The following is a 20,628-nucleotide window of genomic DNA, read 5'->3' on the forward strand; positions in this document are numbered from 1 at the left end:
AGTTAAATAACTTAAGCTTAATTAACTAAAGGTCGGTTTAGTTGAAGAGTGAGTCGCGACGAGAGCTCTTTTTTCACGTAAAAGAACAGGCATGTTATAGTATAGGAGAACCGGATTTTATATGATCTGTGGTAATCTTAATCATCAAAGGAGTTTATTCATAATGCATGTGCTACAAAAAACACAAAAAATAGTTCGCTATCAGAATCAACAGGGCAAAATACATTACGGTATTGTTGAGGATGACATGATATTACAACTGTCTAGCAGTTTTGCTGAACTTGTCAACAAGGAAATAAAGTATGACGGGGTCGAGCTGAAATATAGTGACGTAAAAATCTTGGAACCTGTAAAACCATCGAAAGTGGTTAATTTCGGCTGGACATATGCTGGTCATGCGAAGGAAACGGGTGGAGAGGCAAACCTTGTTGAACCATTTTTATTTTTAAAGCCATTATCTTCGCTTATTGCAGACAAGGAGAATATTATCCTTCCTCCAAACGAGCTATCCAACCAAGTGGAACTTGAAGGGGAAGTGGCCCTTGTCATTGGAAAGCGCGGAAAAAACATCAAAGAAGAAGATGCGCTTGATTATGTATTTGGTTGCACGATATTTAATGATGTCACAGCAAGAGATCTAACAAAAAAAGATCCGCAGTTTACGCGGGGCAAAGGATTTGATACATTCGGACCTTTGGGACCGTGCATCGTTACCGGGGTGGATCCTACAAATTTAAGGATTGTGACCACTTTAAACGGCCGTGTTGTCCAAGACGGAAATACCAATGAAATGTCACTAAGCATTCCTTTTCTAATCAGCTGGCTTTCACAGGTAATGACACTGGAGCCCGGTGACATTTTGGCTACGGGTTCACCATCTGGCAGCTGCACGATCAAGTCGGGGGATGAAGTCGTTGTTGAAGTCGAGAATATCGGTCGGTTATGTAATGGTGTTCAGTAAGATTTGCTTGAATTTCTAATAAGTTAACAAAGATCAGAGCTGCCTTTAAGGCAGCTTTTTTTCTTTAATTAAGGATATAATGGATGATAATTTTTTGAGTAATAGATGCATAAGTACGGAGTCCCAGCCAATGGCTGTCTTGTCAATGTAGTAATTATACGTAAGAGTGCATGGCATCTATGAAAATATTTTTTAGCTAACATGGCTTGATATATGACTATAAAATTTAATAATGATTGGAATTCGATGATGTTTAGTAAAATAAAGTACACAGCATCAGAGGCGGTGTTAACAGTCGGGAAAAGTAAACTTCTTATGGAACTAAATGAATTTTTCTTGAAGTATAGATAAGTGGAATGTAGTGCTAGAGGATGTTTTACATAATAAAAAATAGAAGCAGACGATACAGTGAGGATCTATAGAGATTCTCTCTGTACCTCTGCTTTTGAATGAACATTAAAATAAAATCACCAATTATTTCTCAAAACAATTTTTCCCATCGCCTTGCCTGACTCCAAGTACTCATGGGCTTTTGAGACTTCTTCAAACGTAAACATGTTTGGATCCACAAGCGGGCGCAGCTTACCTTCCTCAACCACACTGGCAACCTTCTTCAAAATTTCTCCATATTGCTTATGCATGTCCTTGTTTAATATCTTCAACAACATAAAGGTAACATGTAGGGAGAGCCCTTTTGAATGCACGGGGGAGAGGTCATGAGTGGAACGGGCAGCAATGGCTGCCACTGTTCCATGTACCGCGGCTGCCTCAAAAGAGCGATCCAGGTTTTCTCCGCCTACCGTGTCAAAAACAACGTCAAAACCTTTTCCGTCTGTATATTTTTGTACATAATCGTGAACGCTTTCTTCTCGATAATTAATAGTTACATCTGCACCAAGACGCGTGCCAATCTCCAGTTTCTCTTGCGAAGAGGCAGTTGTATAGACTGTTGCGCCTCCCCATTTGGCTAGCTGAATGGCAATGTGTCCTACACCCCCGGTGGCTGCATGGATCAGTATATTTTGTCCAGGGACAAGATTTGCCCGATTAAATAAAGCTTCCCATGCTGTAATGGAAACTAGTGGTAAAGCAGCGGCTTCTTCCATCGTCAAGTTTTTCGGCTTGTGAGCAAGTAAATCAGCATCTGCAAGCATGAACTCTGCAAGTGCACCGCCAGTCCCTTTAAAACCACCCGCGCATCCAAACACTTCATCGCCAACTTTAAACTCAGTCACTCCTTCACCCACTGCAGATACCAAACCTGCGACATCACCATGTAAAACGGCTGGGAACTCGGGGGAAACGGCTGGAACTGCACCAGCACGGACTTTCGTATCAATAGGATTTACACTTGTAGCCTTGACTTGAATAAGTACATGTCCAGGTATTAATTCGGGTTTTGGAACCTCTTTAAATTGAAATACTGATGGATCACCAAATGATTGAATAATTTGTGCTTTCACTCAAATCACTCCTATTTATTTTTTTATGGGAAAATGTCTGGTCACTATTCATCGTTAGGATGAATTAAAGCAAGCAGATTTTTTGATATTGCCACACCAGAAACATAAGCATCCGAATAGTAACATCCTAAAATGGTGTGAAAAATACGAATATTTAGTCTTTGCTTGCAAAATCAATGATACTTTATATAATATAAAATTAAAAGTACGCACATTTTTGTTGAATAGGATAAAATTTGTAATATAGTATACAATTTGATACTAAAAAGATTGGGGTGGCAATATGAAGGAATTTAAAACGGAAAAGTGTCCCGATACTACTGCTTGTCCTGTTGCAGTTACAGTAGATGTGATAGGAGGCAAATGGAAAGGGATCATATTATATAACTTAATTTCCGGCCCTAAACGTTTTAACGAATTAGGGAGACTTATGCCCTATACCACAAAACGTATGTTAACGTTGCAACTTCGTGAATTGGAACAAGATGGTATTGTCCATCGTGAAATATATCGCGAGATTCCTCCAAAAGTTGAATATTCCCTTACTGTTTTTGGAGAAACATTAAAACCTATTATTTACCTAATGAGAGATTGGGGACACGTGTACGGAAATGAGGTATTAATGAAACGAAAGGTCTCAGAAAATATGTAGCATCCATAGGGGGCTCTGCCGACAAAACCAGAAAGTTGGCTTTCAGCTTATCTATGACTTTTGTTTTTTTTACCTAGAAGATTAAGGGGAATAATTGGATGTAAAATGAAGTTAAGAAATTATATTGCGAAATATTCCCTGATTTTATAATACGCACAGGTGCTTTACCTTCTTAAGGGAGTTGCTTCGGCAGCTCTTTTTCTTTATGGAGATAAAAGCAGGTGAGTTCAACAGTGCAGTTTGATCTTTGTTCAACAATTGGGTTATTTTCTTGAATATGAGAAGGGATTATTCGTAAGAAAATCGAAGTGAATCAAAGGAATAAAAGTTCAAAGCACTTTTGAAAAAATATTCTTCTCCACTGACATACTGTTGTCAGCATTAGACGTATACAATAGCTATTGGAACAGCAACTAGGAAATTACCCGGCGACCTAAATTAAAGTATAGTTACTTACTCGAAGTTGAGGAGGAAATCGATTATGAGCGACACAAAGACATTACGAGGACTCACCACCGTCAGTTTTTGGGCGGCTGATCTAGTGGCGGCAAAGAAGTGGTACGCCGAGCTGTTGGGTATCGACCCATACTTCGAACGCCCAGGATATGCCGAGTTTCGCCTCGGCGACTACCAGCACGAGCTTGGCCTGATCGATAGCCGCTACGCGCCCGATGGTTCGTCGACCGGCCGGGCAGGTGGTGCTGTCGTGTACTGGCACGTCGACGATGTGACAGCAACTTTCGAGAAGCTGCTGTCTATGGGGGCGAAAGAACACGAGGCACCCACAGTTCGCGGTCAGGGGTTCATTACTGCCTCAGTGGTTGATCCCTTTGGGAACATCCTAGGCATTATGTACAATCAGCACTATTTGGAGGTTCTGGGTTCGACCGGAAAAGCGTGATCCGTACTTTGGACATTCAGCTTAACGCATGTCCAGTTTGTACTACTCGCATCGATGGTTTGTTTACACAATTTATTTTACAGAATCATTTACTCGAACAAATGATAATGATTAATTAGTATTCCGCGAAAGGGAGGGATTCTTTAATAAGAATCCCTTTTCTTAATGAACTAACGGGGCAGGATAGCGGCAACGAATTGGACTTTTACATCATTAAAGGGGGAGAAGGATGGAAGTTCGTTCAGTGAAAGGGGCAGATTACTATGCCATATCTCCGCTAATCAATGAATGGTGGGGCGGAAGGCAAATGTCTGATATGCTACCGAAATTATTCTTTGAACATTTTACAAATACAAGTTTCATAGCCGAAAAGGAAGGGAACATAGTCGGTTTCCTAATAGGGATTCTATCTCAATCTCAATCTGATGAGGCATATATACACTTTGTCGGAGTGCATCCTGAATACAGAAAAAATGATATCGGAAGACAGCTATATAATCAATTCTTTCATGTCGTTAATCAAAATGGCCGCAATGTTGTCCGTTGTGTAACGTCTCCGCTCAACAAATCTTCAATCGCCTATCATACTAAGATGGGATTTGAAATGGAAGAGGGAGATACATTCATTGATGGTGTTTCAGTCCACTCTGACTATGACGGACATAATCAAGATAGAGTTTTATTCATGAAACAGTTATCAAATTCTTAATGAACTAAGGTCGAACAGTAAAAATCCGGTTGACCTTTTTTATAGAATCCACTAAGGCAGGACTGTCAGCTAAAGCGTTTATTCATTCCTAATGCTGCCTGGAATAGCACGTACAATACCCGTTCTTTGTAATATTTCTCTGAAGAACCTCATAATTATCTAATCTGCTCATTGTAAGCCCTTCATGATTGACTGGTTTTTTTGTAATTTTCTTCTTCTTAGGCAGCTCTTCTTTTATGGTTCTATAGAAACAGGTTAGTTCACATAAGATAAGATATAATTTGGATTAATATACAAAATTTTAATGAAAATAGAAAGGAAGCATGAATATGACAGAAATGGTACCGCTAACATCGGAGAATTTGGAGCTATGTATCGAACTATACATAAATGTTTTTAATCGTGAACCATGGAATGAAGGATGGACATATGAAACGGCTAAAGAGAGACTTTCCGACTTATTGCATACGCCTAAATTTCTTGGCTTTTTATTTCATATTGATCACAATCCAGTTGGTTTCATTGCTGGAAATAGTAAGGTGTCTTATCAAGGTTTAACTTATTATTTGGCAGAGCTTTGTGTGAATAATGAAATGCAAGGCAAAGGGCAGGGCTCAAAAATGCTTCGTTCTTTAGAAGCTGAACTGCAGAAGAGAGAGATTAAAAGTCTATATTTATTAACGGCTAATGACGGTCTTGCAGAAGCATTTTATCTGAAAAATGATTATGTTGTAAATGAAGATAGGGTGGTTATGAAGAAAATTTTATTTTGAAAAGTAGTCAAGGGGTGATGGAATTGTCGAAATCTGTAAAGCTGTATCAATTAAGCCGAAAAATACATAAATGGACTGGTTTGGTTTTATCTGTTTTTTTTATGTTCATCGCAGTCACAGGCCTAGTACTTGTTTATATGTTACCACTCGGAGTGGCTGATGAGTTAAGGACGGGAAAAGAGGCGGGGCCAGCTCAAGCGATACCTATGGAGAAGGTCGTGTCCATTGCTACGTCTCAGGATCTTCCAGGTGCGGACTCGGTTGAAGATATATTCAGAATTGAATATAGACCAAGTGCAAATGTGTACCAGGTTCGCTTTAATAACGGTCAAGGTGTTCAAATAGATGTGAGTACAGGAAAAGTGTTATCCACAAATCCGGATTATTCGACTTTCCTGATTACTTTGCATGATGGATCGTTCTTTGGCGATTGGTATAGATACAGTATCCTCACAATGACCGGTTTATCCTTAATCCTGCTGTCATTTTCAGGGTATTACATGTTCGGTTATCCTCTCTATAAGCGTCTAATGGCGAAAAAAAAGCAATCTTAATATGAGGTGGTAATGTGTCTATAACTGGTTTGAATCACTTTTTATTTTCAGTTTCTAATTTAGAAAGTTCCATTGAGTTTTATCAAAATGTTTTTGATGCAAAATTGTTGGTTAAGGGGAGAAACACTGCCTATTTTGATTTGAATGGAATGTGGATTGCCCTGAATGTAGAAAAGGATATACCCCGTAATGAAATAAGCCAATCATACACACATATAGCATTTTCCATAGAAGAAGCTGACATTATGAACATGTACGAGAAACTAAAGCTATTGAATGTAAACATCCTGTCAGGACGTCCAAGAGATGAAAAAGATAAGAAGTCCATTTATTTCACTGATCCAGATGGTCATAAGTTTGAGTTTCATACAGGGACTTTACAAAATAGAATGGATTACTACAAACAAGAAAAAGCACATATGGAGTTTTTTGACTGATAAGTAAGCTATTTTCAAAGGAAAAGGGGAACATTCATGAAAACTATCGGCCTTATTGGCGGAATGAGCTGGGAGTCATCGTTAGCATATTATCGACTCATCAACGAAGATGTAAAAGTCAAATTGGGAGGATTGCAGTCAGCCAAGTGCATTTTATATAGCGTCGATTTTGAAGAAATCGAACGCTATCAAGCTGATGGAGATTGGGAAAGCTCTGGTAAATTATTAGGCGATGTAGCCCTGTCTTTGGAAAAGGCAGGTGCCGAAATGATTGTGATTTGTACAAATACGATGCATAAAGTGGTCGGATATATTGAAGAAAAAGTCAGTTTACCGATTTTACACATTGCTGATTCAACAGCTAAACAAATTCAAAAGTCCAAAATCAGTACGGTTGGTTTACTTGGCACTAAATATACGATGGAGCAAGACTTTTATAAAACACGAATTAAGTCTAATGGTATCAAGGTTTTGATACCAAATGATGAGGATAGAAAAGTGATCAATAAAGTAATTTATGAAGAATTATGTTTAGGGGAAATTCAACAATCATCAAGGGAATATTACAAAAAGGTTATCAAGGGGTTAGTTGATGATGGAGCGGAAGGAATAATATTAGGCTGCACAGAAATTGGTTTACTAGTTAAACCAGAGGATTCAGAAGTGCCATTATTTGATACAGCTGTAATCCATGCCATTGAAGCTGTTAATATGGCATTAGAAAAATGTTAGACACGGTAATAAGGAAGGTTGCAGCAGCCTTTTTGTTTTGCAACTAAAGGGGCAGGGTATGTAAATATTAGGCAAAAAGACGTTTGGGAATTCTTCCAAACGTCTTTTATTTAATTAGCATTAACTCTAAAGGTAAGAAACGACTCTCCTTTAAGTTCAGATGATTAAATGGTGGTTGCCATCAGCTCTCGTTCGTTTTCTTGTATGCAGACATGGAAGCATGCGCAGATTCATTGAACCCTTTAACGATGAGCCAGACTGCTAAAATCATTTCATTAGCTGCTACTGGCAGTGCCAAAATAGCACCCCAAACAGAAATTTGTTGAATTACACCGAACATTACTAACAGGGCACAAATAAAAACAAGAGTTGCCCCGGTCATACCTAAGATCGGGATAAACCTGGGTACGAGCTTGGTTTTATAAAATATATAACTGTACATCATCGTGTTTATACCCAACAGGAAGAGGGGACCAAGCATAAATGTCCAGTCATGTACTGCTTTTAATACTATACCTGAAGTTTGAAAAGATACGGTATCCGGGGCACCTGCTGCTACAAATTCGCGGCTTAAGGTCAACAGGGATAGTACGCTGATTACACCAATAGTGATGACAATCGCTTCGAGAAACCTGAAGCAAACATGCCAAAGAGCTATAGTTTCATTATACCTTCTTAAAATTGGAAACATTGTAGTTGCAGTACCAATCGCTGAAGCGACAAGAATTAATTCCATAAGCGCTCCAAGTGTCACCAGGTTGGCATGGTCAGACCCATTAATCAGATAATCCGGACCATTTAGGATAGGCTTGTATAAAATTAGACCTAATATTGCTGTAACTGCTGCAAGTATGAACAGAACCCCTACAATTATTGCGCTCTTTTTGGTAGTATTCATTTGTTCATCTCCCTTTTTAATGTATGGCGATAAGACTAATAACCGTTGGGTTACAAACAAATTTAATACTTCACTACTTGTTATTTATCATATTACTGAGCTTATTCCAATTATTACCCTATTAGAAAAATAGGCAGCTAATCGTAGCATTTCTGTCTTTAACGTCATTACTGTTGTCAAAATTATCATTTACAAAACCCTTATCTCAACTGTCGGCTACAGCTTAACTCCCAAAAGAAAGTCAATAACATTTGTATGTACATTCTTTAGAAGTGAAAGGAAAAGAAACGCTAATCAAAGTCCCCTTATCGAATAAGGAGTTCTGTTTTCATCAGACAAATGGGAATGAACGATTTTTTTATCTACAAGATGAACCATATTTGTATTTGAGGCTTGAAATACATTTATTCTGAAAGTTGATGATGGACTTTCTGTCTGAAAGATGTAAAATATAGGTTTAATTGAAGTTCATCTTATTTACATAATGGAGCTTAATAAAGGTTAAAGTGAAAAAACAATCTGGAGGAATTTTTCAATGGCTTTGTCCGAAATGAACAGTAAATTGTTTAGAATGATTAATGATCTAGGTAAACAATACCCCGATTTAAATCCATTTTTTGTATTCATAGCTGAATACATGATTTTTATCTTAGTATTGGCAGTCCTGATGTTTTTGTTTTCTCGAAGAAATAAAAATAGAATCATGGTAATCTGTGCATTTATTACACTAGTTATCTCGGAAATATTGGCGAAAATAGCAGGGCAGTTCCACTCGAATTATCAACCATTTGCTGAGTTGCCCAACGTTAATAAGTTAGTTGAAAAAGCAGTCAATAATTCCTTTCCAAGTGACCATACGATTATATTTTTTTCATTTTGTATAACCTTCTGGTTGTTCAAAAAGGGTTGGGGGTTTTTATGGGTAATTTTGGCTGTCTTTGTAGGTATTTCGCGAATTTGGGTAGGTGTCCATTATCCAGCAGATGTTCTTGTCGGAGCTATCATCAGTATCATTTCAGCCACGATCGTTTACAAAATTGTTCTTAAGTTAAGTCTTACTAAGAAATTTTTAGGAAATCAAGTAGAGGGCGAACAGTCCATTCTATCTGCCCTTTCCAAACAAAAGAAAGGTAAGTCAAAGGACTTTTAAAAAAGAGTTACCTAATATACTATTAAAATCATTGCTTCACTACAATTGTTGATATAAATATTATTTCAAGAACCAAACGGAGCAGGGCAGAAAATGATGTATTTATCAAAAGAAAAACATTTTGATGTTCTTCTTGAAATGTATGAATTATTAGACATTAAGTTTTAAATTAACCATTCTTCGACTGATCCGGATAGTTTAACAAAGGGTTGCTGCGGCAACCTTTTTCTTTGGAACTAAAGGGGCAGGTTAGTGGAATAAAAAGTGAATTAATCCATTATTATCTGTATTATGTTAACTGCATAAATCAGTTGTACAGAGATAATAAATTTGTTTAATTTGCAATTATTTTGCGGTAATGAAATTAAATATCAAATAAAGGAAATATGTTCCTGACAGTCGAATATTAGCCTAGAACCATAATTAACTATTCCGATGAGGAGGATTCTTGTGCGTCCACGACCATTATCTATTGAAAATCCAGAGTATGATAGGTATGTTAGTCTTGTGCCAGATGGAGATATTGAAGAAATACTTAGTAAGCAACGAACTAAGACCATTACCTTCTTGAGCAGCATATCAGAGGAGTCAGCAAGGAAGGCGTACGCACCAGGGAAATGGACTTTAAAAGAAGTGATTGGGCATTTGGCCGACGTGGAACGTGTGATGTCGTATCGAATGCTTGCCATTGCACGAAATGAAAGTGCACCACTCCCAGCAATGGATCAGGATCAATACGTTTCTGCGGCAAACTTCAACAAATTATCCTGGGAGCAGCTACTAGCTGGTTTAGACATGGTACGCTCCAACACGTTAAGTCTTATTTCAACCATTGATGATGCAGCGTGGGATCGTTATGGAACTGTAATGAACAGCCCAGTTTCGATAGGTACCTTTGCATATGGCATTGTCGGGCACGAGTTACACCATATGAAAGTGATTAGTGATAAATACTTATAAGTCTTTTCTATTAATGAAAAAACCTAATTTCTCATTTAATGCTGAGAAATTAGGTTTTTTAATATTGAAACTTCCTTAACGTTGTAAATCCGCATTTTCCTGACGCTACTGTACAGAGATAATAAAGTTGTTTAATTTACAATGAAGTCATTAAAAAATAATAATGTTGTTTAAAAACCCTTATGTCACTAAAGGGGCAGGTTAGTTGTATACGAACTGTGCATATTCAATTTATTAACTTATCGATTTCCTCTCTTTCAAAAGCTGAATAAAAAGCACTTTCTATTTAACTTTTCTAGAAATATAATGAAACGGAAAGGAGGCAATAAGAATGAAACATAATTCTATGCACCAATGGCATAAAGAGCATAATAAACGGGTAGCAGAATTTCACAAAAAACACGCTGCTCAAGTAGCTAATGGAGAAAACGGAAACGGTTGGTTAGCCAAGCTCGAAACGTCTTTTTTTAATAAAGTACTTGTTCCTCTTAAAGTTGTGAAATAACATCTTTTTTTCTGCTCCTGCTTTTTGAGGAGCAGTTATTTTTTGATTTTATATAAATACTTTATGACACAGTATGTGTCAACTCTGCAATAAGTCTTATAGAACTAACAGGTGCTTTAGCTGAAGATCGGAGCTGTCTTTAAAGGCAGCTTTTTCTTTATGGAACTATCGGGACAGGATAGTTCCATAAGGATACTAATATTAGATCTAACGAGGAACTTATTTCTAAAACAACTGATAAACATCAGTTCTATAAAAACAAAAAGATCTCTAATCTAAACTTTTAGAGATTTTTTTATGCAAAAGCACAACTTTTATTTAATTATTACGTCTAAGTATTGAATTTAAGAAAAGGAGGGGTGGAAACTTGTCGGAGTACATAAAAGTAGAAATTGCAGATTGGTATGACCAACATAGTAAATCCATTTTAAGCTTTATTTTTTTGATGGTTAAGGATTATCAACAAGCAGAGGATTTGACCCATGATACCTTTGTAAAAGCGTACTTATATTATAATTCATTTAATCAGCATTCCACTGAAAGAACATGGCTATTCAGTATCGCTCACAACTTAACGGTTGATTTTTTAAGAAAACGTAAACCCAGCAGGTTCTTTAAAGAAGTATTTCTTTTGCAAAAGGATAATAACTCATTGCCTGAAGAAATGATTCGAATAAAAGAGGAATCATCTGAACTATATAAAGCGTTAGGGGAAATCAAAGATACATATCGAATGGTGATCGTTTTAAGAAAAATCAAAGGTTTTTCTATTGAGGATACAGCAAAGATATTGAGTTGGTCTGAGAGTAAAGTTAAATCAACTCTTTTTAGAGCTATTCCAGCATTAAAAAAACAACTAATAAAGGAGGGGTATTTGGATGAAAAAACAATATGAAGATACTGATTTAGATATCTCCTTAAAGAAGTTAAATGCCGATCTACTGTGGAAAACAAAGCAAAAACAAAAACTGAAAAAACGAATCATTTCTGATATTGAAAAGTTGGAGTCCCAAGAGAGAAGCAAAATTCCCCTCCTATCAACTAGTTTCAAAAAAGTAAGTTTGATAAGGAAAATTACATACTCTGGTATCGCGTTGATCATATTATTGGGTTTATTTATTGGCTCAGCTTTTATTTCTCCTGCAATGGCAGAGGTTGTATCAAAAGTCTCCTTCATAAATCAAATTGTGCAAAGCTTGAAGGAAACGGATGACAGGAAAGGAAAGCTAGATGCTTTATATGACGAGATATCTAAAAAGTTAAACGAGAATAAGGAGTATAAAGGAAAAGTAGAAGTTGGAATGTCATGGCTTTTTTCCTCTGAGCCCCCTTCATTCACTGTTTGGGTAGAGGATGTAGATTTTAAACAAGAACATGGGGATGAAATTAAAGATATTATTTTTAAATGCGCTAAGTCTTATAAAATTGATGAAGTTGAGATTGTATTAGAAGTACGGGATAATGTTGAACCAAGTGAAAAAAATATAGAATTAGAGAAACTTACAGATGAAATACTTACAATAACGCAAGAGGTTGTAGAAGAAAAGGGTTATACCATTTTAGCTAGTGGAGTAACTACGAACCCCAAAAAGGTTTCCGTTAAAGTGGGGATTGAAGGAACAGAGCAACATTACAAAGAAGTGAAGAATCAAATAGAAAAACATGTACATGATGTCATATATGCAAAAAAGCATGAGAAGTTTGAAGTTGAAGTCAAAAGAGAAAGTGAAGACGAAATTAAGGGTCAGAATTGGCAGCCTATTTTTACAGCAGTCATGGAAGAAACACATAAAAAGTTTAAAGAAACAAATGGTTTTGCCTACTCCTTTCATCCAAAACCTCTTGAAATCATTTTAAAGACTTCATTATCCAAAGGAGAGGAGACTGAAGAGCAAGCTGAAAGAATTGAAGAGTATGCAAGACAGGTAGTTGAAGTAAAAAGGAAGGAATTATCCGTTGAAGCAATACCATATAAAATCATTATACGTGATAAAGAACATAAGAAATTGTATGAGAAATTGCACAATTAAAATATATTGCTTCTTCAACTAACAGGTACTTTACTTCTCTATGGAGCTGGAAACAGCTCCATAGAGAAATAAAGGGGCAGGATAGTTTAAGTACACTTTTTAACAATGTTACTAAAAAAGCCCTGTTTAACAGGGCAATTCTTGACTAACTATTATTTAATTTGTTTTATTCCTCATCTATTGTTTTGTAACATAATTCATCCAAAACCCGCCATCATTCAATTTATCTATTTCTTTTAAATAAAAATTTAATGGTCCTGCCTTTGGGAGATGAGAGCTAGATTCAAAAAGTGTCAAAGAGTTAGTAGAACCATCAGCTATTGTGACTAAGACCAAACTTAACTCATCAATTAAACCCTCATTTAGAAACGCTCCGTTTAAAACGCCCCCGCCTTCCAACATTATTTTGTCGATTGAAAATAATTTTTTAAACTTTTGAACTACTACCATAAAATCTAATTGTTCTTTTCCACCGAAAATATACGAAATACCTATTTTTTGTAAATAAGCAAGATAAGCATCAGAGACTAGCTCTGTAAGAACTTCTACTATATGATCTTCTGTCCTATTCTCGCTCCATTCTGAAATGTAGTTTCTTGTCCATCCTAATTTCCCAGAAGGGTCTACTGCAATTGCATACGTTTTAGCATCTGTAGTTGCTACATAATCAGTTCTTGGTATTGACGGAATGTTTTCATGTGTTAAATCTAATTTATGTCCAAAGGTGAAGTTTTCCTCCATGGTAATCCTGCCACACATCCATGCTTTGCATCCGTAACGTTCATGAATTTTTTCATACTCGTCAATTAAATATTGGGTGCGTTATTCCTCCAAATAATCCCTAATTATTTTCCCATCCAATGATGTCAGCATTTGGCATATTATATATGGCCTTTCCAAAGTATTCCTCCTTTCTATAAGAACACATCATAATCCTAGGATTGATATAAAAAATGCCCTGAATAACAGGGCATTTTTTATCCTCAACTATTATTTTACTTTACTGTATTCCTCATCTGTTACTGGTTCCAACCATTCCGGTGTACCTGCAGTGATTGCAATGTGTTCAAACCAGCTATCTTTTGTAGCACCATGCCAGTGTTTTACACCATCGTGGGTGACAATAACATCTCCAGCTTTTAAGAATTGAGCAGGTTTACCTTCTTCTTGGTACCAACCTTCGCCACCAGTTACTAATAAAAGTTGGAATCCATCACGATGAATATGCCAGTTATTTCTGCATCCTGGTTCAAAGGTCACATTCCCTACACCAACACTCACTTTAGGGTCAGCAATTAATGATTTAAGATAACTTTGTCCCACGAAATATTCTGCATATGCTTCATTTTTCTCACCCACTGGGAAAATGACGCCATTTTTTACTTCTTCATGTTTTGCCATTTTAACTCCTCCATGAAACTATATTTTTTATTATTAACCTACTTGAACTGTGGGGCGTATAATCATTTCATTAATTCCTACATCAGATGGTTGTTCAATGGCAAAGGCTATTGCACGAGCGATACGGTCAGAATCGATGGCAGCTTTGTAAAATTCATCTAATCCTGCTTTCATCGCTGGGTCTGTTGTAGTCTCTAACAATTCGCTTGTAACAGCTCCAGGAGAGATATTTGTTACACGGATATTCGTGCCACTCATTGCTTCTTCTTGGCGTAAACCTTCAGAAATGGCTTTTACAGCAAATTTAGTACCACAATATACCGTTCCACCAGGGTAGATGTTATGTCCAGCTACAGAAGAAAGATTAATAACGTGACCTGATTTGCGTTCTCTCATAGATGGAACGATAGCAGCGATAGCATACAATACACCTTTGACGTTAACATCAATCATCATATCCCATTCATCAACTTTATTTTCTGCAAGAAATGCTTGTGGCATGATTCCAGCATTGTTGACTAGCACATCAATTTTTCCAAACTCATTAAGAGCATACGCAGCGAGTTCTTCCATCTGTTGACGAGAAGTAACATCCGTTACTTTATAAATAGCTTGTCCACCATTGTTTTTAATTTCATCTTGTAATTTCTTTAAACGATCTTCACGACGAGCTGCAAGTACCAACTTTGCACCTTTAGACGCAAGTTCTTTTGCAGTAGCTTCTCCAATCCCAGAAGAAGCACCTGTAATAATGACAACTTTATCTTGAATATTTGGCATAATAAATAACACCCTTTCTTAATTTTCAGGAATAATTTCGTTCACACATGTTAATGCATTCAATGTCCTTGGAAAACCTATATATGGAAGGCAGTGGGTGATTGCGGTGATTAAAATTTCCTTATCATTGTCCACATTTTTGTTACCCTGCACATGTGCTTTTACTTGACCTTCAGCACCACCTAAAGCAGTTATGATACAGAGTGTTAACAACTCTCGTGTTTTCAAATCAAGTCCGCTCCGGGTGTAGAAGTCTCCGAAGCAAAAAGAGGAGAGATAATCCTGTATGTGCTTTTGATTTTCTGGTGCGCCTTCTCTCACTTTTGCAATGACATCACCAAAAATCTCTACCTGTACTGAAAGTCCCTTGTCAAAACGATTATCTTCAACAACATTCTTTTGGCTTTCAATTGGTAACGCAATATTCTTGGATTTGAAAACCTCATTGACTTCATTGATAGCATTTAACGTTTTCGGGAATCCAATGTACGGAGCACATTGGTAAACAGCCTCTTTGATCTCTACAGCAGTTAGCCCTACATTCAGTGCAGCACTAACATGTGCTTTTAGTTGGGGCAATGTTTGATTGGTCGCAAGAACCACCAGGGTAATCAACTCACGCATTTTATCGTCAAGGTTACCTTGATAAAATACTTCCCCGAAAATGAAATGGCTTAGAATGTCCTGAAAATCAGGATCAGTAGCATGTGCGGCAGTTACTCCCTCACCAAATAGCTGTTTGAACTTTTCCTGGCTCTTTTCAACACGGTCCATAACTAAACCCCCTCTTTGGATTTAATTAACTCTTCTATTATTCCAAGGTAGTAAAATTTGATGTGTTAGTAAATCATATATTGATGCGGTATCGCACTTCTGTATATAATGTAAAATGAAAAGAGGATGTCTGCAACAATCAAAACGCCAGGATTTGTGCGTTATTGCACAAGTTAATTGAAATTGTGCGATAATTTTTAAGAAAGTTTGGTGAAAACTACAATGTCAAGGGTAGATAGAAGAGTACAAAAATCTCAAGAAGCAATAAAAAATGCTTTTATTGAACTAATGTCTGAAAAAAGCTTTGATCATATTACGATACAGGATATTTCCGACAGAGCAAATGTCGGTCGCAGAACGATTTATGACCATTACATGGATAAATTTGATTTACTGGATAAGCTTATTGAAGAACATATTAACGAACTAAGGATACTGTGCGAATCGGCATCTGAATTGAATTTTGTCGAGGGAAATCTGATTTGGTTTGAATACTTTGAACTTAATAGTTCATTCTTTTCAACAATGTTAGGGAGTAAAGGAGCCCCTGCTTTTCGTAGTCATTTCCTGGAATTTGTAATCCAAGAGTTAGAGGGTGAAGTAGATGTAACTGAAGGGAAAAATCAAGGTTTAAGTAAGGATTTAATTCTTAAATTCTTTGGGGCAGCTATAGTAGAAATAGTAGAAGCGTGGTTCACTAATGGATTATCAGAACCGACTCAAGTCGTGGCAGAACAAGTGGGGCTTTTGTTAGATAGGAATTTATAGTTAAAGGATAGCTTCTCAGCAGCGTCGATTTAAAGTAGAAGTGTAAAATTAAAAGGCTGACAGTTTTTAAAAAAATCACTGCTTGAATAGGTGCGGTGAACCGTATCATAAATAAATGACAAGGCCATTTGGTACCAAGGTTTTATATTCGTTCTTCAGTAATCGGGCGCGATTCTTGAATAGACTTTATAGTGGGTAATTAAAGATGTTCATTTAATCTTGTTCATTTAACCTTCTTAATCTATAGTAGATGGATATATAAGGTGTAGAGGTGAAGAGATGGCATTGCGGCTATTACGGTATTTTATTTTTTTTCTTGGATTAACTTTCTTTGGATTAGGGAATGCGATTGCGGTGAATGTTCAATCCTTGGGGCTGCATCCTTGGGAGGTTTTAAACGTCGCCCTGTTCGAGCGGTTCGGGTTCACAATTGGTACGTGGAGTGTCATGTGTGGTTTAGTACTTGTGTTGATAACCTTTGTCGTGGATAGGAAGTATATTAATATTGGTACCTTTCTAAATGCCTTGTCAATCGGCCCGATCATGGATTTCTTTTTGCATCTCGACATTCTTCCTCATGAAACGGAGCATTGGTGGTTGAATATACTCATCTTGTTGATGGGTATCATCATAACCGGAATTGGCGGAGGAATTTATGTGGCTGCGGGAATTGGGGCTGGTCCTAGGGATGGTTTCATGCTTTCCGTTTCGGAAAAAACCGGGTTATCGGTCAGTTGGGCAAGAATCGTTGTCGAGAGCCTCATCTTGATTATCGGGTTCATCCTTGGAGGTCCAGTGTTTATTATGACGTTTGCATATACCTTTATTCAAAGCCCGATCTTTCAGTTTTCCATGAAGCTGATGCGTTCCTTTATCGTTAGTTTGGAGCAGAAGCGAAAGGGACAATTTGAGATTCCGTTATAATTGGAAGGAGGATGTCCTTTGGTCACCTCCTTTCGTGCTCTTATTCCACTAACGGGTGCTTTACTTCATTATCAGGAGCTGATCAGCAGCTCCTTTTCTTATGCAACTATCGGGTCAGGTTAGTTTAATAAGAGGTATAATTTTATAAAAGCTCACAGGTGGTGGGAAGATGACTTTAAAAGAGTTTATTGAGTTCCAAGAAGGTATAGCAATCGGGGAAGAATACTCATTTATATATCAAAATGAAGAATATTGGATAAGCCAAAATCCAGGTGCATATTATCTTACGCGAGTCAGAGGTGCCTATACTCAAGAGTTTGAAACTTCTGAGGCTCTTTTTAAATACGGAACAATCGAAGAAAAACTACTTTCAGAAATTTATATGGATTTTGAGTGGTAAAATAAGTGTTGATATATTCTTGTTGAACCAACGGGTGAGTTAGCTGAAAATCAGAGCTGTCTTTAAGGCAGCTTTTTCTTATGGGACTAACGGGGCAGTTTAACTCTATAAAAAATTGGAAGGTAAATCCAATTAATAGTATAGTCATATGTAACAGATCCTTTTTGTGGTCTTTTTCTTGATCGAAGAAAAATTCAGCTGAGGGGTATTGTACCAAATAATTTACATTGCTTTTATTTTTTGAGAAAGTAAAGGTACAATAGTACTTATATAGTTTTATGATGATAAAAGATAATGAGGTAGGTAAAAAATGATTGCAAAAACAGAAGAAGATTTTAATGGTTTGAAGGAAATTGGCAAAATTATTGCCTCAATTAGAGATGAATTGGTACAAAGAACAATTCCTGGCATAACGACCAAAGAACTTGATGATATAGCCGGAGAACTTTTAGAAAAAGCAGGTGCAGTTTCAGCTCCAAAAGGTGAATATGATTTTCCTGGCTACACTTGCATTAGTCTTAATGAAGAAGTGGCACATGGTATTCCGGGTCATCGGGTTATTCATGAAGGGGATCTAGTTAATATAGATGTATCTGCTTCAAAGAACGGTTATTTCGCAGATACAGGAATCTCATTTGTAGTAGGAGAAGGAGAAGAAGTATTAACGAGATTATGCGACGTTGCTAAAAAGGCATTTGAAGCAGGTCTTAAGAAAGCAAAACCCGGTTCCAAAAAAAGTAGAATCGGAAAAGCAGTATTCGAAACAGCGAGACAGCATGGATTCACTGTTATCAAAAACCTTACAGGACATGGTGTTGGTCGTAGAATACACGAAGCACCTGACCATATTTTAAATTATAATGATCCATGGGATAATGAAATATTAAAGGAAGGGATGGTTATCGCATTCGAACCATTTATCTCAACCTTTGAAGAAGAAGTATTCCAAAAAGAAGACGATTGGACCTATGCTACAGAAAAAAGCTATGTAGCTCAATTAGAACATACGATTATTCTTACTAAAAATGGTCCGATTATTGTCACACTTTAATTTAAACAATGAAGTTTCAAAATTATAAGCCTTATTTAGATATTGTGATTGTAAATAAATGTCCTTAAACTAACGAGTGCATTAACTTAAGATTAGAGCTGTCTTTAAGGGAGCCTTTTCTTTATGGAACTAAAGGGCCGGATTGTGGGGGATTGGAAGAAGGAAAGCTATGTATAATTAGTGATGTAAGTTTATGCTTTTTATGTAATAATTATTTTGTAGAGATGTAAAGTTACAATTCATACATAGTGAAGGTGGCGATCATAATGGCAACGGGAACGCATACTGTAGTAGTTCCAGTAGATGTACAAGCAGTTTGGGATTATGTAAGTGATCTCGAAAAATGGGCAACGACAGTACCAGCCTATAAAGAACATGAAATCATAAATGACAAGCAATCTATTTGGACGTTTGAAGGTAGTGTGAAAGGTATTAAAAAAACAATACAAGCACAGGTAGATATTACCGAATGGAATGAACCTTCAAATATTAAGTTTGTACTAAAAGGTTTATCAGATAATTTTACAGGGAGCGGTCACTTTACTGCAGAAGATGTTAATGGTAAAACAATAATGACTTGTACGGTGGAAATCCATGCAGGCGGATTATCTGGTGCGGTGTTAACACCAATTATTAAATGGGCTGTTCCAAAAGTAGCATCTCGTTTAACAGAATCTATCGCACGTAAAATTGCAGTATTCTCATAGTTTTCAAAGATTGAAAGCCAATTCATTTTGGAGATACCTTCTCTGAAGTATAGATGGTAACATTCTGAAGTGACCAATATAATTATTTCGAGAAATTTTATAATTAGCGGAAGGGGGGCTGTCCAAAAAGGATGGCCTCTTTTTTTCAATATTCCAGAATCGCTTTTCTTAATGAACTAACATGAGCGTTAGCTGAAGATCGAGCTGTCTTTAAGGCAGCTTTTTCTTTATGGAACTATCGGGGCAGGTTAGTGGAATAAGCGTAGTGTATTCCTAATGCGACATAGCAAAATATTGTTTCTGTTTCTTTTTTTAAATTTGTAAAATTATAAATAGGGATAGTCCAATGACTATCCCTAACATTACATATGATTTCGATTAACGAGTTCTTCCGCCTAATTGTTGTTCAGCCATTTGCACTAAACGTTTTGTAATTTCTCCACCAACAGATCCGTTCGCACGAGATGTTGTATCAGCGCCAAGTGTAACACCGAATTCACTAGCGATTTCGTATTTCATTTGTTCTAGAGCTTGCTCTGCACCATTAACTACTAATTGATTACTGTTGTTATTTCTAGCCATGTTGTCAGCTCCTATGAATGTAATGTGTTGCTAGTCATAGGTTTTGATATTGTTAAGAGTTATATGCATAGAATTTAAAATAAATCAAGGCAGTGATTAAGTGAAATTAAACTCTTCTGTTGCTCTAGAAGGGAAGAGTTACAGGAAAACATTGAAGCCACCGGCAAGGTAAGGGTTTCAGAAGCTCCGAAAAGCAAATAATCTGATGTAGAGTTTTTCTCCTCCTATTGCACAGTTTATGTCATAGCCGAAGTTAAGGTAAAGAAAAGGCGATAATAAACGGGATATTAATATGAGAGCTGTTCTTAGACGGCTTTTAATTTTTGAATAGAAGGTACAGATTAGTGTGAGGAGGCACTGCCTTCTGTTAACAACGGAAGGCCTCCCTTATGCCGGCGGTTCTCGGTTAGAATCAAAGGCTAAGAAGTTATAACATTAATTTGGAGCCGGTGTTTTAGCACTGATGATAACACCTGTAACGATTGAATAAATAGACTATTGTCTTTTATAAATCTA

25 protein-coding genes are annotated in these 20,628 nt (G+C 36.8%); 18 read left to right on the top strand and 7 right to left on the bottom strand.

All coding sequences use genetic code 11. The features are described 5' to 3' along the window. Window positions 1-163 precede the first annotated feature (163 nt). Window positions 164-961 carry a fumarylacetoacetate hydrolase family protein gene (locus tag ACWF5P_RS15620; RefSeq protein ID WP_101226022.1) on the top strand — a complete coding sequence of 266 codons (798 nt, stop codon included), beginning with the start codon at window positions 164-166 and terminating at the stop codon, window positions 959-961. 467 nt (window positions 962-1,428) lie between these two features. Here the strand turns inward: ACWF5P_RS15620 and ACWF5P_RS15625 are convergent, their stop codons facing one another. After that, entirely contained in the window at window positions 1,429-2,424 is a 996-nt protein-coding gene (locus ACWF5P_RS15625) for a zinc-dependent alcohol dehydrogenase family protein (protein ID WP_434168581.1), read from the bottom strand. Between the two features lie 283 nt (window positions 2,425-2,707). Between ACWF5P_RS15625 and ACWF5P_RS15630 the strand changes: the two genes are divergently transcribed. The 7 genes from ACWF5P_RS15630 to ACWF5P_RS15660 all read left to right on the top strand — a co-directional run bounded on the left by ACWF5P_RS15630 (window position 2,708) and on the right by ACWF5P_RS15660 (window position 7,182). Further along, entirely contained in the window at window positions 2,708-3,076 is a 369-nt protein-coding gene (locus tag ACWF5P_RS15630) for a winged helix-turn-helix transcriptional regulator (protein ID WP_434168582.1), read from the top strand. Between the two features lie 481 nt (window positions 3,077-3,557). Continuing rightward, the gene (locus ACWF5P_RS15635; protein WP_434168583.1) at window positions 3,558-3,977 is read left to right on the top strand and encodes a VOC family protein; all 420 of its coding nucleotides are present in this window, start codon (window positions 3,558-3,560) and stop codon (window positions 3,975-3,977) included. Between the two features lie 229 nt (window positions 3,978-4,206). Then, window positions 4,207-4,686: a GNAT family N-acetyltransferase gene (locus ACWF5P_RS15640; protein ID WP_452445061.1), complete on the top strand. Its 480-nt coding sequence runs from the start codon at window positions 4,207-4,209 to the stop codon at window positions 4,684-4,686. Window positions 4,687-5,015: 329 nt separating this feature from the next. Continuing rightward, window positions 5,016-5,459 (top strand): GNAT family N-acetyltransferase, encoded by a 444-nt coding sequence (locus ACWF5P_RS15645; protein ID WP_434168585.1) that lies wholly within the window; start codon window positions 5,016-5,018, stop codon window positions 5,457-5,459. 23 nt (window positions 5,460-5,482) lie between these two features. Continuing rightward, on the top strand, window positions 5,483-6,013 hold the full coding sequence (locus tag ACWF5P_RS15650; protein WP_434168586.1) for a PepSY domain-containing protein: 531 nt from the start codon (window positions 5,483-5,485) through the stop codon (window positions 6,011-6,013). Between the two features lie 14 nt (window positions 6,014-6,027). Continuing rightward, window positions 6,028-6,450, top strand: coding sequence for a FosM family fosfomycin resistance protein (gene fosM, locus ACWF5P_RS15655; RefSeq protein WP_434168588.1), 423 nt, complete (start codon window positions 6,028-6,030; stop codon window positions 6,448-6,450). 36 nt (window positions 6,451-6,486) lie between these two features. Further along, complete coding sequence (locus ACWF5P_RS15660) at window positions 6,487-7,182, top strand: aspartate/glutamate racemase family protein (protein ID WP_452445063.1); 696 nt, start codon at window positions 6,487-6,489, stop codon at window positions 7,180-7,182. A 181-nt stretch (window positions 7,183-7,363) separates the two neighbouring features. Here ACWF5P_RS15660 and ACWF5P_RS15665 read toward each other — a convergent pair whose 3' ends face one another. Next, window positions 7,364-8,080 (bottom strand): DUF4386 domain-containing protein, encoded by a 717-nt coding sequence (locus tag ACWF5P_RS15665; RefSeq protein ID WP_434168590.1) that lies wholly within the window; start codon window positions 8,078-8,080, stop codon window positions 7,364-7,366. Between the two features lie 535 nt (window positions 8,081-8,615). Here ACWF5P_RS15665 and ACWF5P_RS15670 point away from each other — a divergent pair. From ACWF5P_RS15670 to ACWF5P_RS15690, 5 genes are all read left to right on the top strand, one after another. Then, window positions 8,616-9,230 carry an undecaprenyl-diphosphatase gene (locus ACWF5P_RS15670; protein WP_434168591.1) on the top strand — a complete coding sequence of 205 codons (615 nt, stop codon included), beginning with the start codon at window positions 8,616-8,618 and terminating at the stop codon, window positions 9,228-9,230. A 450-nt stretch (window positions 9,231-9,680) separates the two neighbouring features. Then, the gene (locus ACWF5P_RS15675; RefSeq protein WP_230178584.1) at window positions 9,681-10,190 is read left to right on the top strand and encodes a DinB family protein; all 510 of its coding nucleotides are present in this window, start codon (window positions 9,681-9,683) and stop codon (window positions 10,188-10,190) included. A gap of 331 nt (window positions 10,191-10,521) precedes the next feature. Then, window positions 10,522-10,695, top strand: a complete 174-nt coding sequence (locus ACWF5P_RS15680; protein WP_169803995.1) for a hypothetical protein — start codon at window positions 10,522-10,524, stop codon at window positions 10,693-10,695. 367 nt (window positions 10,696-11,062) lie between these two features. Beyond that, a complete protein-coding gene (locus ACWF5P_RS15685; RefSeq protein WP_434168592.1) occupies window positions 11,063-11,590 on the top strand; it encodes a sigma-70 family RNA polymerase sigma factor in 528 nt (175 codons plus the stop codon). Beyond that, the gene (locus ACWF5P_RS15690; protein ID WP_434168593.1) at window positions 11,574-12,725 is read left to right on the top strand and encodes a DUF4179 domain-containing protein; all 1,152 of its coding nucleotides are present in this window, start codon (window positions 11,574-11,576) and stop codon (window positions 12,723-12,725) included. The genes ACWF5P_RS15685 and ACWF5P_RS15690 overlap by 17 nt, the downstream gene beginning before the upstream one ends. A 177-nt stretch (window positions 12,726-12,902) precedes the next feature. On the opposite strand, the gene ACWF5P_RS15695 is transcribed toward ACWF5P_RS15690, so the two are convergent. The 4 genes from ACWF5P_RS15695 to ACWF5P_RS15710 form a co-directional block, all read right to left on the bottom strand. Then, window positions 12,903-13,466, bottom strand: coding sequence for a dihydrofolate reductase family protein (locus ACWF5P_RS15695; protein ID WP_434168594.1), 564 nt, complete (start codon window positions 13,464-13,466; stop codon window positions 12,903-12,905). A 249-nt stretch (window positions 13,467-13,715) separates the two neighbouring features. Beyond that, window positions 13,716-14,126 (bottom strand): cupin domain-containing protein, encoded by a 411-nt coding sequence (locus tag ACWF5P_RS15700; protein WP_260356699.1) that lies wholly within the window; start codon window positions 14,124-14,126, stop codon window positions 13,716-13,718. A gap of 33 nt (window positions 14,127-14,159) precedes the next feature. After that, window positions 14,160-14,906 (bottom strand): SDR family NAD(P)-dependent oxidoreductase, encoded by a 747-nt coding sequence (locus ACWF5P_RS15705; RefSeq protein WP_434168595.1) that lies wholly within the window; start codon window positions 14,904-14,906, stop codon window positions 14,160-14,162. Between the two features lie 18 nt (window positions 14,907-14,924). Continuing rightward, on the bottom strand, window positions 14,925-15,680 hold the full coding sequence (locus tag ACWF5P_RS15710; protein ID WP_402940532.1) for a carboxymuconolactone decarboxylase family protein: 756 nt from the start codon (window positions 15,678-15,680) through the stop codon (window positions 14,925-14,927). A 222-nt stretch (window positions 15,681-15,902) separates the two neighbouring features. On the opposite strand from ACWF5P_RS15710, the gene ACWF5P_RS15715 reads away from it, so the two are divergent. From ACWF5P_RS15715 to ACWF5P_RS15735, 5 genes are all read left to right on the top strand, one after another. After that, window positions 15,903-16,448 (top strand): TetR/AcrR family transcriptional regulator, encoded by a 546-nt coding sequence (locus ACWF5P_RS15715; RefSeq protein WP_260356702.1) that lies wholly within the window; start codon window positions 15,903-15,905, stop codon window positions 16,446-16,448. Window positions 16,449-16,727: 279 nt separating this feature from the next. Then, a complete protein-coding gene (locus ACWF5P_RS15720) occupies window positions 16,728-17,372 on the top strand; it encodes a YczE/YyaS/YitT family protein (protein WP_402940535.1) in 645 nt (214 codons plus the stop codon). Between the two features lie 169 nt (window positions 17,373-17,541). Then, window positions 17,542-17,772: a hypothetical protein gene (locus ACWF5P_RS15725; RefSeq protein WP_260356704.1), complete on the top strand. Its 231-nt coding sequence runs from the start codon at window positions 17,542-17,544 to the stop codon at window positions 17,770-17,772. Window positions 17,773-18,082: 310 nt separating this feature from the next. Then, on the top strand, window positions 18,083-18,823 hold the full coding sequence (gene map / locus ACWF5P_RS15730; RefSeq protein WP_101226155.1) for a type I methionyl aminopeptidase: 741 nt from the start codon (window positions 18,083-18,085) through the stop codon (window positions 18,821-18,823). A 266-nt stretch (window positions 18,824-19,089) separates the two neighbouring features. Continuing rightward, the gene (locus ACWF5P_RS15735) at window positions 19,090-19,530 is read left to right on the top strand and encodes an SRPBCC family protein (RefSeq protein WP_434168596.1); all 441 of its coding nucleotides are present in this window, start codon (window positions 19,090-19,092) and stop codon (window positions 19,528-19,530) included. A 378-nt stretch (window positions 19,531-19,908) separates the two neighbouring features. On the opposite strand, the gene ACWF5P_RS15740 is transcribed toward ACWF5P_RS15735, so the two are convergent. Beyond that, a complete protein-coding gene (locus tag ACWF5P_RS15740) occupies window positions 19,909-20,112 on the bottom strand; it encodes an alpha/beta-type small acid-soluble spore protein (protein WP_034304517.1) in 204 nt (67 codons plus the stop codon). Window positions 20,113-20,628 lie beyond the last annotated feature (516 nt).

Source organism: Peribacillus sp. NPDC055009 (assembly GCF_053608705.1).

Excerpts from the sequence above, each read along its gene's own strand:
- ACWF5P_RS15620 (WP_101226022.1), top strand. The coding sequence starts at position 164 with ATGCATGTGCTACAAAAAACACAAAAAATAGTTCGCTATCAGAATCAA.
- ACWF5P_RS15630 (WP_434168582.1), top strand. The coding sequence starts at position 2,708 with ATGAAGGAATTTAAAACGGAAAAGTGTCCCGATACTACTGCTTGTCCT.
- ACWF5P_RS15635 (WP_434168583.1), top strand. The coding sequence starts at position 3,558 with ATGAGCGACACAAAGACATTACGAGGACTCACCACCGTCAGTTTTTGG.
- ACWF5P_RS15640 (WP_452445061.1), top strand. The coding sequence starts at position 4,207 with ATGGAAGTTCGTTCAGTGAAAGGGGCAGATTACTATGCCATATCTCCG.
- ACWF5P_RS15645 (WP_434168585.1), top strand. The coding sequence starts at position 5,016 with ATGACAGAAATGGTACCGCTAACATCGGAGAATTTGGAGCTATGTATC.
- ACWF5P_RS15660 (WP_452445063.1), top strand. The coding sequence starts at position 6,487 with ATGAAAACTATCGGCCTTATTGGCGGAATGAGCTGGGAGTCATCGTTA.
- ACWF5P_RS15665 (WP_434168590.1), bottom strand. The coding sequence starts at position 8,080 with ATGAATACTACCAAAAAGAGCGCAATAATTGTAGGGGTTCTGTTCATA.
- ACWF5P_RS15670 (WP_434168591.1), top strand. The coding sequence starts at position 8,616 with ATGGCTTTGTCCGAAATGAACAGTAAATTGTTTAGAATGATTAATGAT.
- ACWF5P_RS15680 (WP_169803995.1), top strand. The coding sequence starts at position 10,522 with ATGAAACATAATTCTATGCACCAATGGCATAAAGAGCATAATAAACGG.
- ACWF5P_RS15690 (WP_434168593.1), top strand. The coding sequence starts at position 11,574 with ATGAAAAAACAATATGAAGATACTGATTTAGATATCTCCTTAAAGAAG.
- ACWF5P_RS15695 (WP_434168594.1), bottom strand. The coding sequence starts at position 13,466 with ATGGAGGAAAACTTCACCTTTGGACATAAATTAGATTTAACACATGAA.
- ACWF5P_RS15700 (WP_260356699.1), bottom strand. The coding sequence starts at position 14,126 with ATGGCAAAACATGAAGAAGTAAAAAATGGCGTCATTTTCCCAGTGGGT.
- ACWF5P_RS15705 (WP_434168595.1), bottom strand. The coding sequence starts at position 14,906 with ATGCCAAATATTCAAGATAAAGTTGTCATTATTACAGGTGCTTCTTCT.
- ACWF5P_RS15710 (WP_402940532.1), bottom strand. The coding sequence starts at position 15,680 with ATGGACCGTGTTGAAAAGAGCCAGGAAAAGTTCAAACAGCTATTTGGT.
- ACWF5P_RS15715 (WP_260356702.1), top strand. The coding sequence starts at position 15,903 with ATGTCAAGGGTAGATAGAAGAGTACAAAAATCTCAAGAAGCAATAAAA.
- ACWF5P_RS15720 (WP_402940535.1), top strand. The coding sequence starts at position 16,728 with ATGGCATTGCGGCTATTACGGTATTTTATTTTTTTTCTTGGATTAACT.
- ACWF5P_RS15725 (WP_260356704.1), top strand. The coding sequence starts at position 17,542 with ATGACTTTAAAAGAGTTTATTGAGTTCCAAGAAGGTATAGCAATCGGG.
- map (WP_101226155.1), top strand. The coding sequence starts at position 18,083 with ATGATTGCAAAAACAGAAGAAGATTTTAATGGTTTGAAGGAAATTGGC.
- ACWF5P_RS15735 (WP_434168596.1), top strand. The coding sequence starts at position 19,090 with ATGGCAACGGGAACGCATACTGTAGTAGTTCCAGTAGATGTACAAGCA.
- ACWF5P_RS15740 (WP_034304517.1), bottom strand. The coding sequence starts at position 20,112 with ATGGCTAGAAATAACAACAGTAATCAATTAGTAGTTAATGGTGCAGAG.